13 protein-coding genes are annotated in these 15,613 nt (G+C 60.9%); 1 reads left to right on the forward strand and 12 read right to left on the reverse strand.

Annotated features, from left to right (window positions below):
- Positions 1–184: 184 nt before the first annotated feature.
- The 5 genes from ACSV9I_RS09480 to ACSV9I_RS09500 form a co-directional block, all read right to left on the reverse strand.
- Positions 185–967 carry a carnitinyl-CoA dehydratase gene (locus ACSV9I_RS09480; protein WP_438328601.1) on the reverse strand — a complete coding sequence of 261 codons (783 nt, stop codon included), beginning with the start codon at positions 965–967 and terminating at the stop codon, positions 185–187.
- Positions 968–971: 4 nt separating this feature from the next.
- On the reverse strand, positions 972–3,026 hold the full coding sequence (locus tag ACSV9I_RS09485; RefSeq protein WP_438328603.1) for an acetate--CoA ligase family protein: 2,055 nt from the start codon (positions 3,024–3,026) through the stop codon (positions 972–974).
- A gap of 6 nt (positions 3,027–3,032) precedes the next feature.
- Positions 3,033–4,193, reverse strand: a complete 1,161-nt coding sequence (locus ACSV9I_RS09490; protein ID WP_438328605.1) for an acyl-CoA dehydrogenase family protein — start codon at positions 4,191–4,193, stop codon at positions 3,033–3,035.
- A gap of 78 nt (positions 4,194–4,271) precedes the next feature.
- Positions 4,272–5,768 carry a carnitine 3-dehydrogenase gene (locus tag ACSV9I_RS09495; protein WP_438328606.1) on the reverse strand — a complete coding sequence of 499 codons (1,497 nt, stop codon included), beginning with the start codon at positions 5,766–5,768 and terminating at the stop codon, positions 4,272–4,274.
- Positions 5,765–6,676, reverse strand: a complete 912-nt coding sequence (locus ACSV9I_RS09500; protein WP_438328607.1) for a 3-keto-5-aminohexanoate cleavage protein — start codon at positions 6,674–6,676, stop codon at positions 5,765–5,767. The genes ACSV9I_RS09495 and ACSV9I_RS09500 overlap by 4 nt, the downstream gene beginning before the upstream one ends.
- A 106-nt stretch (positions 6,677–6,782) precedes the next feature.
- On the opposite strand from ACSV9I_RS09500, the gene ACSV9I_RS09505 reads away from it, so the two are divergent.
- Positions 6,783–7,757, forward strand: coding sequence for a GlxA family transcriptional regulator (locus tag ACSV9I_RS09505; RefSeq protein ID WP_438328608.1), 975 nt, complete (start codon positions 6,783–6,785; stop codon positions 7,755–7,757).
- A 34-nt stretch (positions 7,758–7,791) separates the two neighbouring features.
- On the opposite strand, the gene ACSV9I_RS09510 is transcribed toward ACSV9I_RS09505, so the two are convergent.
- The 7 genes from ACSV9I_RS09510 to ACSV9I_RS09540 form a co-directional block, all read right to left on the reverse strand.
- Positions 7,792–8,904: a Gfo/Idh/MocA family protein gene (locus tag ACSV9I_RS09510; RefSeq protein WP_438328609.1), complete on the reverse strand. Its 1,113-nt coding sequence runs from the start codon at positions 8,902–8,904 to the stop codon at positions 7,792–7,794.
- Between the two features lie 40 nt (positions 8,905–8,944).
- On the reverse strand, positions 8,945–9,841 hold the full coding sequence (gene folD, locus ACSV9I_RS09515; protein WP_438328610.1) for a bifunctional methylenetetrahydrofolate dehydrogenase/methenyltetrahydrofolate cyclohydrolase FolD: 897 nt from the start codon (positions 9,839–9,841) through the stop codon (positions 8,945–8,947).
- Positions 9,842–9,846: 5 nt separating this feature from the next.
- A complete protein-coding gene (purU, locus tag ACSV9I_RS09520; RefSeq protein ID WP_438328612.1) occupies positions 9,847–10,731 on the reverse strand; it encodes a formyltetrahydrofolate deformylase in 885 nt (294 codons plus the stop codon).
- 112 nt (positions 10,732–10,843) lie between these two features.
- On the reverse strand, positions 10,844–11,926 hold the full coding sequence (locus tag ACSV9I_RS09525; protein WP_438328613.1) for an ABC transporter permease: 1,083 nt from the start codon (positions 11,924–11,926) through the stop codon (positions 10,844–10,846).
- A 21-nt stretch (positions 11,927–11,947) separates the two neighbouring features.
- A complete protein-coding gene (locus ACSV9I_RS09530) occupies positions 11,948–13,501 on the reverse strand; it encodes a sugar ABC transporter ATP-binding protein (RefSeq protein WP_054156831.1) in 1,554 nt (517 codons plus the stop codon).
- 68 nt (positions 13,502–13,569) lie between these two features.
- Entirely contained in the window at positions 13,570–14,493 is a 924-nt protein-coding gene (locus ACSV9I_RS09535; protein WP_054156832.1) for a sugar ABC transporter substrate-binding protein, read from the reverse strand.
- A 182-nt stretch (positions 14,494–14,675) separates the two neighbouring features.
- Positions 14,676–15,491, reverse strand: coding sequence for a TIM barrel protein (locus ACSV9I_RS09540; protein ID WP_438328617.1), 816 nt, complete (start codon positions 15,489–15,491; stop codon positions 14,676–14,678).
- Between the last annotated feature and the right edge of the window lie 122 nt (positions 15,492–15,613).

A 15,613-nucleotide genomic window follows, 5' to 3' on the forward strand; every position in this document is an offset into this window, starting at 1 on the left:
TGTCTGCGCGGTCTTTGCCGCTTGTTGTGATTGGTCGAGCTGCTGCCGATTTCCGTTTGCCGAGGCGTCGGTTCGCCTGAAGTCAGTGTCTTTCGTCCTCCTGTTCGCCGCGGCCTGGCCATCAACCTGTGCCGTTCCGTGCCCTTCATTCGTTCTTGCGCCGCGCGCCTGGTCGGTCAGCCTATCACCGGCCCTTCCAAACTGGGTCACGCTTTTCAGCAAAGGCGCGGGCGCCTTCCAACTGGTCCTCGCTGGCGTAAAGTGTATCGACCGTCTGCAGTTGGCGCCGTGTGACCTTGTTCATCACCGTCTGGAAGTCGCGGCCTTCTGCCTCTCGCACCACTTCCTTGATCGCGGCATAGACGAGGGGTGGGCCGCTTTCGAGCAGACGTGCCAGATCCCAGGCGCGCGCCATCAGATTTGCCGCCGGCAGGATTTCGTTGACGAAGCCCCAGCGATGGGCCTCGGCCGCGTCCAGCCAACGACCTGTCAGCAGCATCTCCATGGCAATGTGATAGGGAATGCGCTTCGGCAGTTTGATGGAGGCAGCATCGGCAACGGTACCCGAGCGAATTTCCGGCAGGGCGAAGGTGGCGTGATCGGCAGCGAGGATCAGGTCTGCCGACAGGGCGATTTCGAAGCCGCCTCCGCAGCAGATGCCGTTGACGGCGGCGATGATCGGCTTGTTCAGGTCGCGCAGTTCCTGCATCCCGCCGAAGCCGCCAACGCCATAGTCTCCATCGACGGCGTCTCCGGCGGCGGCGGCCTTCAGGTCCCATCCGGCGCAGAAGAATTTCGGCCCGCTGCCGGTGACGATTGCGACGCGCAGATCTGGATCATCGCGAAAGTCGCGGAAGATCTCGCCCATCAGTCTGCTCGTCTCCAGATCGATGGCGTTCGCCTTCGGCCGGTCGATCGTGACTTCGAGGATTGCGCCTTCGCGGCGGGTGAGGATCGGGCCGGACATGCAGTCACCCTCTCAGACGGATCAGGGCGTCGACAGCGAAGGCCCCGGAGCCTTCCTGCAACACCATGACGGGATTAACGTCGAGTTCCTCGACGATTGAAGCGTTTGAAACGACATAGGATGCGACCGATGCGACGGTGGACACAAGGGCGTCGAGGTCGCCTTTGGGATGGCCGCGATAGCCCTCAAGCAGTTTTGCGACCTTCAACCTGGCTATGGCCTCACGAATTGCACCGTCGTCTGTGGGGAGTGTCAGGATGGCGACATCCTCCAGTAATTCCACGAGAATTCCACCAGCGCCAATCGTCAGGACCAGGCCTGCGACCGGGTCATGCACCGCGCCGATGATGAATTCTGCAACAGGTTTGTCGATCATTTTTTCGACAAGGAATCCGGCGGCGACACCTGCCATGGTGTCAGCGGCTGAGCGGACCGCATCGGTATCGGTCAGGCCAAGCACGACTGCGCCGGATTCTGTCTTGTGTGCGACGCCGAGGGCCTTCAGAACCACGGGGAAGCCGAGACTGGCTGCGGCATTGGCTGCGCCCTCTGCCGTTTCGGCGCGCAGACCTTGCGGAACTTTGACGCCATGGACGCCGAGGGCGCTCTTGGCCTCCTGCTCGTTGAGCGTCATGACCTCGCGCCCGGTTGCCTGGACCTTGAGGAGAGGTGTCGCCTCGGGCGCATTCCAGGACGCGCCGATCATGGCGGCCGTTTCGGCCGCAGCCAGTGCGTCGTCGATCCCCAGAAGTGGAACGACGCCTGCCTTTATCAGCCGTGTGGCCATCTCTTCCGGCATGTTTTCCGCCATGCTGGCGACGATAGCAGCCTTTGCCCCGGTCTCAACAGCGGCATCGATCACGGCGTCGGCGGTGGTCATCCAGTCTGCGGGATCGCAGCGATCCAGTCGCGGGACATCAAGGACCACGAGATTGAGCGCGTAGCCGCCCCGCATCATGGCGGCAAAGGCTTCGAACTGTCTTTGCCGGTTGCCCCAGACGAAGGTGTGGTAGTCGAGCGGATTGCCCAAGGTGACCATGGGGCCGAGGGCTTGGCGCAGCGGCTCGGATTGGTCAGGTTGCAGCTCACGAAACCGGATGTTTCGCGCAGTTCCTGCATCGGCCATCAGCGAGGCCTCGCCGCCGGAACAACTCATCGAAGAGATGTCGAAGCTGGCGAGCGGGCCGTGCAGGTGGAGCAGTTTCAGCACTTCCAGGAATTCCGGCAGGCTGTTTGCGCGTCCGATGCCCAGCCGTTCGAACAGGGCAGCCATTATGGCATGGTTGCCGGCAAGCGATGCCGTGTGGGAGATGGCAGCGCGGCAGGCGGCCTCCGACCGGCCAACCTTCAGAACCACCAGGGGCTTTGCGAGCTGTCTGGCCTTCAGGGCCAGACGCTCAAGCGAGACGAGGCTGTCGATCCCCTCGATATGCAGTCCGACGGCAGTCACGCGCGGATCGTCGAGAACGGCCATGGCGAGATCGGACAGGCCGCATTTCGCCTGGTTGCCCGCCGTCAGCACATAGGCAATGGGAAGCCCGCGTGTCTGCATGGAAATGTTCAAGGCGATGTTCGAGGATTGCGTCAGGATCGCAACGCCTCGATCGACCATCGACAGTCCCTGTTGGTCCGGCCAGAGCAAGACACGATCCAGCATGTTGATGAAGCCGTAGCAGTTGGGGCCGATGATCGGCATATCGGCTGCGGCTGCAACCAGCGTGTCCTGCAGGTCTGCCCCATCGGGAAACTCGGCCACGGCTTCGCGAAAGCCCGAGGCATAACAGATCGCGCCGCCTGCCTTGCGTTCTGCCAGGTCACGGACGATGCCGATCGTGGCGGCTCGGTTTACACCGACAAAAGCGGCATCCGGTGGAGCCGGCAGGTCATTCACGGACCGATAGCAGCGCTGCCCGCCGATTTCGTCTTTGGTTGGATGTACGGGCCAGATGGGGCCATCAAAGCCGATCTTCCGACATTGCTCGACCACACGCGCTGCCTCCTTGCCGCCGAAGACGGCAATGGATTTCGGGCGAAGCAGGCGGTCGAAGGAGCGGGTCACCGTGTGCTATACCCCCAGTGGTCGAAGGAGATCGCGGCTGATGATGTGCCGCTGGATCTCGGAGGTGCCATCCCATATGCGCTCGACCCTTGCGTCGCGCCAGAAGCGCGCCAGCGGCAGGTCGTCCATCAGCCCCATGCCGCCATAGATCTGGATGGCCTCATCGGTGACGCGCGCCAGCATCTCCGTTGCATAGAGCTTGGCCGAGGCAATCTCGCGATTGGAGGGCAGGCCCTGGTCGAGGCGGGATGCGGCGGACAAGGTTAGAAGGTCGGCGGCGTCGATCTCGGTGATCATGTCGGCAAGCTTGAAGGATACGCCCTGATTGGCGCCGATTGGTTTGCCGAATTGCTTGCGCTCGGCGGCATAGGAGAGCGCGAGATCGAAGACCCGTCTTGCGCGGCCAACACAGCTCGCGGCAACCGTGAGGCGGGTCGAGTAAAGCCATTGATTGGCGATGTCGAAGCCCTTGTGCACCTCTCCGAGAACCTGGGCATCACTCAGGCGACAGTCATCGAAGTTCAGCACGCAGTTCTTGTAGCCGCGATGAGATACCGAGCTGTAGCCTTCACGGATCTCGAAGCCGGGCGTGCCCCGGTCCACAAGAAAGCAGGTGATGCGCTTCTTGCGGCCATGCGGCGTGTCTTCTTCTCCTGTCGCTGCGAAGAGGATGACGAAGTCGGCGATGTCGGCGTGGCTGATGAAATGTTTGGTGCCATTGACGATCCAGTCGTTGCCGTCCTTTTTGGCCATGCACTTCATGCCGCGCACGTCCGAGCCGGCATCGGGTTCGGTCATGGCAAGAGCGTCGATCCGTTCGCCCCGGATGGCGGGCAAAAGGTAGCGCTCGCGCTGCTCGTCATTGCAGGCCATCAGGATGCCGGAGGGGCGGCCGAAAAAGACGGTGAGCGCCATTGAGCCCCGACCAAGCTCACGCTCGACGAGCGTGAAGGTCGCATGGTCGAGGCCGGCACCGCCGAGTTCCTCGGGAAAGTTACAGGCATAGAAGCCGAGTTCGCGACATTTGGTGGCGATCTGCCTGCCGAGTTCCGGCGGGACATGGCCGCTGCGCTCGACCTCGTTTTCGAAAGGGTAGATTTCGGCCTCGACGAAAGAGCGGACCGTCTCCACGATCATCTGCTGTTCGTCGGTCAGTGCGAAGTTCATGGGCTACCCTCCTTTCTATGAATGCTTCTCACTCGGCTGGCATGACCTTTTCCCCGGAGCCGGGAGAGTGTTTGTGTTTCATTGTGCCTTCCTCTGTCCCACGCTGCGCCCCGCACCATCGGGCATTGGCAGATTGGCGTGAGCCTCTGCGATCACTGCCGTCTTCGCCTGTACGTCGGCCGGTGCATCGACGCTTTTGCCGGCTTTGGAATCGACATGGAGCATCAATTGTTCGGCCGTCGCGATCAGATCGCCGCTAGCCTGATCGTGAATACGAGTGAAGAAATGCAGCCGCTTCCGGTCCGAGGACAGGAGCTGCAGCGTCGTGTAGAGCCCCTGGCCGAGCTTCGCCTCGCCGAGATGGCGGATATGGGTTTCGACCGTGTAATAGCTGTGGCCCGCTTCGACATAGGCCATGTCGACGCCAACAAGGCGCAGCAGCGCATCGGCGGTATCGCCGAAGAGCTGCAGATAGCGGTGTTCGGTCATGTGGCCGTTATAGTCGACCCAGGCGGCGTTCACGCGGGTCTCAAGCAGTCGGAGGGGCTCGGTTGCCGAGACCGTGGTCTCGGTCTTTTCGGCACTTTGCCAAAGATATTTTTCGAAATCCGCGAGGATCTTGCCGGTGCCCCAGCCGCGTCCGTCGTCTCCGGCTTTCAGCGCATGCATGATGCCGACGAGGTTCTGGTCGCGGATGCGCTCCAGCTCGCGGATGCCGCGGGCGCCCGATTGGGCGTCGGATTGGGCCGAGATCTTCTCGACCAGCGCGTCATCCAGGTCGACGACGTCGGTCAGCTTGCTCCAGGGCCAGGCGAGACAGGGGCCGAATTGGGCGAGGAAATGCCGCATTCCTGCTTCGCCGCCGGCAATGCGGTAGGTCTCGAACAGACCCATCTGGGCCCACCGCATGCCGAAGGAATAGCGGATGACGTCATCCAGCGTTTCAGTGTCGCAGATGTCGTCCTTGATCAGCCACAGCGCCTCGCGCCAGACGGATTCCAGCAGGCGATCGCCAACAAAGGCCTCGATCTCCTTCTTGATGATCACGCCCTTCATGCCGATTGGTACGAGCTTGGCCTTGGCATCATCGAGCACGCTGCGGGCGGTCTTTTCGCCGCCGACGAGTTCGACAAGCGGCAGGAGGTAGACGGGGTTATAGGGATGGGCGACGAAAAGGCGCTCGGGGTGGCGCATATCCCGCTGCAATTCGGTCGGCATCAGGCCGGAGGTCGACGAACCGATCAATGCTGCCGGCTGGGCTGCGGCGTCGATCTGGGTCAGCACACCGCGCTTCAATTCCAGCCGTTCGGGCACGCTTTCCTGGATCCAATCGGCGTCGCGGACGGCGTCTTCCAGGCTGTCGCAGAAGGTGACATCGCCCTTCTTCGGAAGCGGTGCGGTTGTCAGCATGCCATAGGCGCGCTCGGCATTGGCCAGCACTTCACCGATGATGCGTTTCGCGTCCGGATGGGGATCGAAGACCTTGACGTCGATCCCGGCAAGCGCAAAGCGGGCGATCCAGGCGCCACCGATAACCCCACCGCCAATGCAGGCTGCTTTCTGTATACGGCTCATTTCGGCGCTCGCTTGGTCAGTTTCAGTTTCTCGCGCACTTCAGCCGGGCCAATGACCTTGGCACCCATGCCCTCGATGACGGAGACGGCCTTTTCGACCAGCTGACCGTTGCTCGCGAGCTGGCCCTTACCGATGTAGAGATTGTCCTCGAGGCCCACGCGCACATTGCCGCCCGCAAGCACGGCGGCCGCTGGATAGGCGAGTGCATTGCGACCGATCGAGAAGGCCGAGAATGTCCAGGACGAAGGCACGTTGTTGACCATGGCCATGAAGGTGTTCAGGTCGTCGGGAGCTCCCCACGGAATGCCCATGCACAGCTGGATCAGGACCGGATCCTCGATCAGGCCCTCTTCCGCGAGCTGCTTGGCAAACCACAGATGACCAGTGTCGAAGGCCTCGATTTCGGGGCGGACGCCGAGATCGGTCATCATTTTTGCCATAGCACGCAGCATCGACGGCGTGTTGGTCATGACGTAATCGCCGAGATTGAAGTTCATCGTGCCGCAGTCAAGCGTGCAGATCTCCGGAAGGCATTCGGCCACATGGGCCATACGCTCCGTGGCGCCGGCCATATCCGTGCCAATGGGATTGACGGGCAGGGGGCTTTCAACATTGCCGAAGACAAGGTCTCCGCCCATGCCGGCTGTCAGGTTGAGAACAATGTCCACCTCGGCGGAGCGAATGCGGTCCGTCACCTCGCGATAGAGGTCGAGCCTGCGGGATGCAGCACCGGTCTCCGGGTCGCGAACATGGCAGTGCGCGACGGCAGCACCGGCCTTGGCCGCTTCGATCGCGGCTTCTGCGATCTGTTTCGGGGTGATCGGGACATGAGAGGATCTCGATACCGTATCACCGGAACCGGTGACGGCACATGTGATGAAAACCTCACGGTTCATACTGAGTGGCATAGTTGTCTCCGTCTTGCTGATCACATTACGCGGCAGGAGCGACAATTCTGCTTTGCATTATCGGAACCATTTCATACATTCTCGGAGGTATTCGGAATGAGGTTGGATGGCGATGGATGTTTCGGCGGCGCAGCATTTCGACCTCTTGATCTTGCCGCAGACGAACCTGATCCTGCTCGCCTCCGTCATCGAACCCTTACGCGCCGCCAACCGGATTGCCGGGCGCACGCTTTACACGTGGCAGACCTACAGTCCGACTGGTGCTGCGATCGAGACCACCAGCGGTGTGCCGATTGCGGTCTCGGGCCCTTTCCGGCCGGGGCGCGAGACAGATCCGCTTTTTGTCGTGGCGAGCTACGAGTGGCGGCGGAGCCTGACCTCACAGCTTAAAATGCTGCTGTCTCAGACGGCACGTCACCGGGATTTCGTGGCCGGCATTGAATCCGGCTCCTGGTTGCTGGCGGAGGCCAGCTTGCTGGATCGCGTTCAGGCGACGGTTCACTGGGAAGATTTCGAGGATTTCGCCAGCGCCTATCCGCAGATCAAGCTGGTGCGCGGCCGCTTCGTGATCGATGGAAAACGCATCACGACAGGGGGATCACTGCCGACCATCGACCTGATGCTGGAGTTGATCCGGCGGGCGCATGGCTATTCCATGGCGCTCGAAGTGTCGCGGCTGTTCATCTACGAGCAGGAGCGGATGGAAGGAGATCTGCTGCAGGCGCCCGCCATCGGCAATCGGCGCATGCTGGATCATCGGCTGGAAGCGGCCGTCAAGCTGATGGAAGAGACGGTGGACACGCCGCTGACGTTGTCCCGTCTGGCGCGGCGGGTCGGTGTGAGCGCCCGACATCTGCAGGACCTGTTCAACCTGGCAATGGGCGTCGCGCCACACCAGCACTACTTGGCGCTTCGTCTCAATGCTGCCCGCCGCAAGGTGATCGAGACGAGGATGGAGTTCGCCGATATCGCAGCGATCACAGGCTTCAACTCATCCTCATCGTTTTCCCGCACCTATCGAGCCCACTACCGCGAAAGTCCGACGGAAACCCGACGACGCCTGAAGCCGCGTGACGGTTAGGCTGTGGTCATTCAGTGAACCGGAGCGGGTATCCTTAGGTTTCCACCCAGACACCGCTTTGGGTCGATCTGGCCATCGCGTGAACGATCGTTTCGATTTCAAGCCCGGTGTCGAAGTCGATGACATGGGCATCCTTGTCGCCACCGACATGACGCAGGAGTTCACGGCATTCGATAACCTTCAGTTCGTTGAAGCCGAGACCATGCCCGGGGGCTGGGATAAATTGCTGATAGGGTGGATGCGAGGGTGCTGCGAGCAAGGTCCGGTAACCCTGGACATCGCCGCGATCGCTTCTCGTAAAGACCTGCAACTCGTTCATCCGCTCCTGATCGAACAGGATTGAACCATTGGAGCCAAAGATCTGCAGGGCGATGCGTCCCTTGCGGCCCCAGGCAGATCGGTTGACCATCAATACACCGGAGGCACCTGCCTCAGTACGGAAGAGGGCCTGCGCAATGTCGTGGTTCTCGACCGGACGGCTGCCGCCACCGGCGACGGGTCGCTCAGCATAGGGCTTGGCCATGTCGGCGACGAGTGAAGTGATTTTCCCGTGGAGCACGGTGAGCAGGGAAAGCGGATGGACGGCAAAGTCGTCCAGAGCGCCATAGCCTGACGTCTCGGCGCTCTTCCAGTAGAATGGCTCGTCCGGATCGGCCATGTAATCCTCGTCCATCTCCAGGCGGATATGATTGACGTTGCCAATCGCGCCTTCGGCGATCAGCCGGCTGGCCTGACGGATCATCGGGTTCTGGATGTAGTTGTAGCCGAGGATGGCTGTCTTTCCGGAGACGCGGGCTGCATCCCGCATCCGCGTCGCGTCCGCAAGCGACGTCGCCATGGGTTTTTCGCACCAGACATGTTTGCCGGCCTCAAGGGCGGCGATGGCCATGTCGGCATGGAACTGGTTCGGGGCTGCGATTGAGATCACGTCGATTTCGGGATTATCGACAAGCTCCCGCCAATTGCCGGTTCCCTGCGCAAAACCAAAGGCCTTGGCATGACGGGTTGCAAGCTCGGCTGTCGCGTCGCCCAGTGCCACCAGTCTTGGCCGATCGACGTCGCCGAAGACGGTCGCCACAGAGTTCCATGCCATGGCATGGCATTTGCCCATGTAGCCCGAACCGATCAGTCCAATTCCCAATCCCATGTCTTCCTCCGCAGATCGCAGTCGATTTCGTGAATTCCGTTCAGAACCGCGGCGCGTCCTCGCCAGCGCGGCGATAGGCGGCAATGACGGTATTGGCCATCAGCATGGCGATGGTCATCGGGCCCACACCGCCGGGAACCGGCGAGATGGCGCCGGCCACCGGCTGGCATTCGGAGAAGGCCACGTCGCCGACCAGCTTGAACTTGCCCTCGCCCTTCTCAGGGGCAGCCACGCGGTTGATGCCGACATCAATGACGGTCGCACCCGGCTTCAGCCAGTCGGCCTTGACCATTTCGGCTCGGCCGACGGCGGCGACCACGATATCCGCCTGACGGGCAAGTGCCGGCAGGTCACGGCTTTTCGAGTGGCCAATGGTGACGGTGGCATTGGCATTGAGCAGCAGCTGGCCCATCGGCTTGCCGAACAGGTTCGAGCGGCCGATGACGAGCGCGTTGAGGCCGGAGAGATCCGTGCCATGGATCTGGCGAACCAGGATCATGGCGCCGGCCGGCGTGCAGGAGATGAGGCCGGTTTTCAGGTCGCCGGTTGCCAGCTTGCCGGCATTGACGATGTGCAGGCCATCGACATCCTTTTCCGGCAGGATCGACTGGATCACGCTCTCGCTGTCGAGGGGCTTTGGCAGCGGCAATTGCACAAGAATGCCGTCAATCTCGGGATCTTCATTGAGGGTGGCGACGAGCGCCATCAGATCGGCCTGCGCGGTTTCGGCCGGCAGGGTATGCTGGATCGAGGTGAAGCCGCATTGCTTGGCCATGCGGCTCTTTGCGCCGACATAGGCATGGCTTGCCGGATCGTCACCGACGATCACCACGGCCAGGCCCGGCTTGCGGTGGCCACGCGCCTGAAGATCTGCCGCTGCTGAAGTTACCGCTTCGACCACGGATGCGGCCGCTGCCTTGCCATCGATTACCGTCACTGTGCTCACCCCATGCGCTCGGAGGCGTAGGAACCCGGGCTTGCGGGGAAGACCACCGTGCGGTTGCCGTTGATGAAGGTGCGGTGATGGATGTGCGCGTGGATGGCGCGGGCCAGCACCTGGCTTTCAACATCGCGGCCGATCGAGACGTAATCTTCCGCCGACTGGGCATGGGTGATGCGGGCGACGTCTTGCTCGATGATCGGACCTTCGTCGAGATCTGCGGTGACGTAATGGGCGGTGGCCCCGATCAGCTTCACGCCGCGCTCGAAGGCCTGCTTGTAGGGGTTTGCACCCTTGAAGGACGGCAGGAAGGAGTGATGGATGTTGATGATCTTGCCGGACATCTTTTGGCACATCTGGTCCGACAGGATCTGCATGTAGCGGGCAAGCACGATGAGTTCGGTACCGGTCTGCTCGACGAGGTCCATGATCCGGGCTTCGGCTTCCGGCTTGTTGGCCTTGGTGACCGGGATGTGGTGGAAGGGAATGTCGTGGTTCACGACGACCTTCTGATAGTCGAAGTGGTTGGAGACGACGCCGACGATCTCGATCGGGAGCGCGCCGATCTTCCAGCGGTAGAGAAGGTCATTGAGGCAGTGGCCGAAGCGGGAGACCATCAGCAGGACCTTCTCGCGCTTGGCGGCGTCATGCAGGTTCCAGGTCATGCCGAAGGTTTCAGCAACGGTGGTGAAGCCCTTTTCGAGCTTGGCCTGGCTTGCGCCATCCTCTGAAATGAAGGAGACGCGCATGAAGAACTGGCCGGTGTCGAGGTCGTCGAACTGGGAACTATCGACAATGTTGCAGCCCTCGGCGGCCAGATAGCCGGAGATCGCCGCGACAATGCCGCGGGTGGACTTGCAGGATACGGTCAAAACATAAGGCTTCATGGTCATCTCTCGATAGGTCCCTGACATCAACGTCATATTGTCTGGCTGCATGAAGAGGAGAGGCGACGCAGGCCCGCCGAACCCGCGTCGCCTCAGCGCCTGTGGAGGTTTGTCAGGCGCGTGATTTCTTGCGTTGGCGGTAGACGTCAATGACGACGGCCGCCACGATGATCGCGCCCTTGACGATTTCCTGATAGTAGGCGCCAACCTTGAGGAAGGTGAAGCCCGAGGTGACGACACCGAGAATGATGGTGCCGATGACCGTCCCGGTGATCCGGCCAATGCCGCCGGAAAGCGAGGTGCCCCCGATCACGGCAGCCGCGATCGCATCCAGTTCGAAGGAGATGCCCATGTTTGGCTGGCCGGACTGGGCGCGGGCGGCAAGCATGACGCCTGCAAGGCCGGACAGCAGGCCAGCGACAGCATAGACCTTGATCAGGTGCTTGCCGATATCGATGCCCGAAACCCGTGCGGCTTGACTGTTGGCGCCGATCGCATAGGTGAACTTGCCGTAGCGGGTGTAAGACAAGGCAATGTGGAAGATCGTGGCGACGACAAAGAAGACGATGACCGTTCGTGGAACGGGGAAGCCCCAGAGGTCGAAACTTTGTCCGAGCCAAGCGAAGTTTTCGTTGAGCAGTGCGACCGGCTGGCCTTCGGTGTACCATTTTGCCAGGCCGCGGACGGACACCATCATGCCGAGGGTGGCGATGAAGGGCGGAATGCCAGTCTTGGCGATGAGGAGGCCATTCAGGTAACCGAGGAAGCCACCCAGCAGCAATCCGACCAGCAAGGGCCAGATCGGACTGGAATCAATGAACCAGCTGAGGCCGAAGGCGGCATATTCGGGTTGCAGGAACACGGCACGGGCGTTGAGCGATGTCTGGGCGAAGCTCGCCGCCACCATCGCGATGAAGCCAACCATGGACCCTGAGGAGAGGTCGACGCCGCCGGTGATGATGACCTGGGTCACGCCGACTGCGATAATGCCGGTGACAGCGACCTGCAGGACGATGATCGACAGACGCTGCTTGTTGGCAAGAAAGCTCTCGCCCACGACGTACCAGCCGAGCACTTCGAAGACCAGCGCGATGCCGATCAGCACGGCGAGGATCGAGAATTCAGGGGGCAGGCGTCGAACCTTCTTCAAACCCGTCTTGGACGTCTCGCCCAGTTCATTGATGGCATCTGACATGATTTCCTCCCGGCTGTGTCGTCAGCGCGACGCCAGCTCCATAATTTTCACTTGGTCGGCCTCGGCTCTGTCCAGGATGCCGGTGACCCTTCCTTCATGCAGCACGACGATCCGGTCGCTCATGCCGAGAACCTCCGGCATTTCAGACGAGATCATGATGATGGCTACGCCCTGGCCAGCCAACTGTGAGATCAGTCGGTGAATTTCGGCCTTCGCGCCGACATCGATGCCGCGGGTGGGTTCGTCGAGGATCAGGATCTTCGGATTGGTCATCAGCCAGCGGCAGATCAGCACTTTCTGCTGGTTGCCACCCGACAGGTTGATGATCGGCTCGCGCATGTCCGGCGTGCGCACCCGCAGGCGTCCGGCCATGTCCGATGCTGCCTTGCGCAGCTTTTCCTGCTGAACAAAACCGAGATTGACATAGCGCTGCTGCAGCACTGCCATCTGGGCATTTTCCTGGATGTCGAGCAGCAGAAAACAGCCTGTTTCCTTGCGGTCTTCCGTGAGGAAAGCCATGCCGTGGCTCATGGCGATGGATGGCGAGGACACATTTACCTGTTTGCCGAAAAGCTCGATCGTTCCGGCGTCTGCCGGCGTCACGCCAAAGATGGTTTCGGCAACATTCGAACGTCCCGAGCCGACGAGGCCTGCAAAACCGAGAATTTCGCCAGCGCGCACATCGAAGGACACGTCGTGGAAGACGCCGTTCAGCGTCAGCCCTTTTGCAGAGAGCACGACCTCGCCAATCTGCGCCGGTTCCTTGGGGAACATCTGTGTAATTTCGCGACCAACCATCATGCGGATGATGTCGTCGCGGGTGACGTCTGCGGAATTGCAGGTGGCAATGTACTTGCCGTCGCGGAAGACGGAGAACTCGTCGGCAATCTCGAAGAGTTCGTTCATCTTGTGGGTGATGTAGATGATGCCCTTACCCTCTTCGCGCAGGGCGCGAATGATGCGGAAGAGATGGTTCACTTCCTTGTCGGTCAGGGCAGAAGTCGGTTCGTCCATGATCAGGACGTCGGAATCGAAGGATACGGCTTTGGCGATCTCGACCATCTGGCGGCTGGCAACGCTGAGCGTGCCGACCTTGATCTCCGGGTCGATGTCGATGTCGAGACGGGCAAACAGGGCTTCCGTGCGACGGTTCATCTCGGCATGATCGATAAGGCCAAAACGGCCGATCGGTTCGCGCCCGATCCAGATGTTTTCCGAGACGGTCATTGGAGACATCAGGTTCAATTCCTGATGGATCATCGCAATACCATTCTGCAGGGCATCGAGCGGGTTCTTGAGGCGGATTTCGGCGCCGCGCAGGCGGAAACTGCCGCTGTCCGGCGTGTAGATCCCGGCGAGGATCTTCATCAGCGTCGACTTGCCAGCGCCATTTTCGCCCATCAGGGCATGCACCGTGCCGCGGCGAAGCTTCAACTGCACATCGTCGAGAGCGACGACGCCGGGAAACTCCTTGCGTACATCGCTGACCTCGAGCAGGTATTCGCTCTGTGGAACTGCGCCGCTCTGTCTGACGGCCAGCATGGTCTGCGGGCTGATCGCCTGTGATCGCACCATGAGTATACTCCTCCCCGGAAAGACTGGTCCGCCGTCACCTCCATGGCGGCGGACCAGATTGGCGTAGATCAGTTCTTGGTGACGAACTGGTCCATGTTTGCCGGTGTCACCAGCTGGAACGGAATCCAGACCTTGGCTTCGACTTTTTCGCCCTTGGCGAGCTTCATGGCCGCGTCCACGGCACCGGCGCCCTGGCCGAAGGCATCCTGGAAGACGGTGACGTCGAGGTCGCCGGCCTTCATGTAGGCAAGCGCTTCCTGGGTGGCGTCGATGCCGGCGACGACCACGTCATCCATGCTCCAGCCCGCAGCCTTCATGGCGTTGATCGCACCGATGGCCATATTGTCATTGTTGGCGATGACGGCAGCCGGCTTGTGGCCTGCAGCGATCCAGTTGGTCATCAGGTCCTGTGCCTTGACCGGATCCCAAACGGCAGTCTGCTCATCAAGGATCTTCATGCCGGAGCATTCAGGCGTGGCGATCACGTCGTGGATGTCCTTGGTGCGCTGGACGGCTGCCTGGTTGGCGAGGTCGCCGACCATGACCAAGATGTCGCCCTTGCCGCCGAGGATACGGCAGACTTCCTTGGTTTCCAGCGTACCGGAATCCACTTCGTTCGATGCGACGAAAGCGCCCTTCGGGCCCAGTGCATCGACGTCTGCCGGCTGACGGTTGACATAGACGATCGGAATGCCGGCGTCATTGGCGAGCTTGGTCATCGGCGCGGTTGCCGAAGTGTCGACGGCGTTGACGATGATCGCATCGACCTTGGCTGCGATGAAGTTCTGGATCTGCGACAGCTGCTTTTGAACGTCGTCGTCTGCAATTTCAATCTGAACCGGCTGGCTCGCATCGGCTGCCGATTTTTCGATGCCCTTGCGAAGCACCGTCAGGAAGGTATCCGAATTCGCCATCGAGACGCCGATGTCGCCGGCATAGGCCGATACCGACGTCATCAGCGCGATCGTCGTGCCGAGAATAAGCTTTTTCATGTTTCTCTCCTCCACTTTGGGTGTCCGGTTCACCCGACAATTCCCGGAGCCTCATCTTTCCGGTGAGGCGATCTCGATACGCCCTTCTCCCAAAGGCGCATGGAATAAACAGACCCATATTCGAGTATGTGGAATATTTATTCCATTTTAACGGTGTGTCAACGTGATTTTCTGCGCAGTGCTTAGCCAAGCTTCTGCAGGATGAAATCGATGCTTTCACGTGCGGATGTCGCCGGATCAGCATCGCGGGCGGCATCTTCTGCGAAGGGCTCGAAGGAAAACGGTCCGGAATAGCCTGCAGCCAGAAGGCTGCGGATCTGGCCGACATTGTCGAGCCTGTCATGTTCCGTGACCATGACACGGTGCGGGTCCCGCATATCGTCGATGCTGATGCCTGCGTCGTCCACGCCGGAAATGTGCACAAGGCCGGTGATCTCCGGGAAGAGTTCCGGTTCGCCCGCAAGAACATGGTGGAACGTGTCGTGCACCAGCTTGAAGCGACCGCTGCCGGAGACGGCAGTGATTGCCTCTGCGGCCTCTTTCTTGGAGCGCAGGGAACAGATGTTGAAGCCGAGGGGCTCGACGAGGCCGATCAGTCCTGCTTGTTCGAGGATGGGTGTGAGGGCCTTCAGGGCCGTGCGCAGGTTAGCCTGGCGTTCGCCATCAGCCTGTCCGCTGCCGTCGTTGACGGGCACGAGAACGAGCGCCTTGGCGCCGCAAGCCGCCGCATAGGCGGCGAGCTCTCTGGCTTCGGCTTCCCGTTCTGGCGTCCATTCATTGAAGCGCTGCAGGGCATTGATGGAGATGATTTCGGCGTTGGCAGTTGCGGCTTCCGCGCGAATGGCTTCGGGCGCAGTTCCGTCGAGAATGGCGTTTCCAGCAAGATCATTTCGGATTTCGAAGTGATGGATGCCAATCGCGGCGCCGGCCTTGACCAGATCTGCGAAGGGAAGCGAAGGCGCAACCATATGGTTGAGCGCGAAGGTGGGTGCCGCCATGAATGTCTCCCAGGATGATGTCTTTCCAGGCGGAGTGTCTCCTCCCGCCTCTCGACAGAAGGTCATCAGTTTTCCGGGGCATCGTCAAAGTCGAACTGACATCATTCTCTCTCATTCATGAG

This window comes from Rhizobium sp. G187 (genome assembly GCF_051549525.1).
Lineage (GTDB): Bacteria > Pseudomonadota > Alphaproteobacteria > Rhizobiales > Rhizobiaceae > Allorhizobium.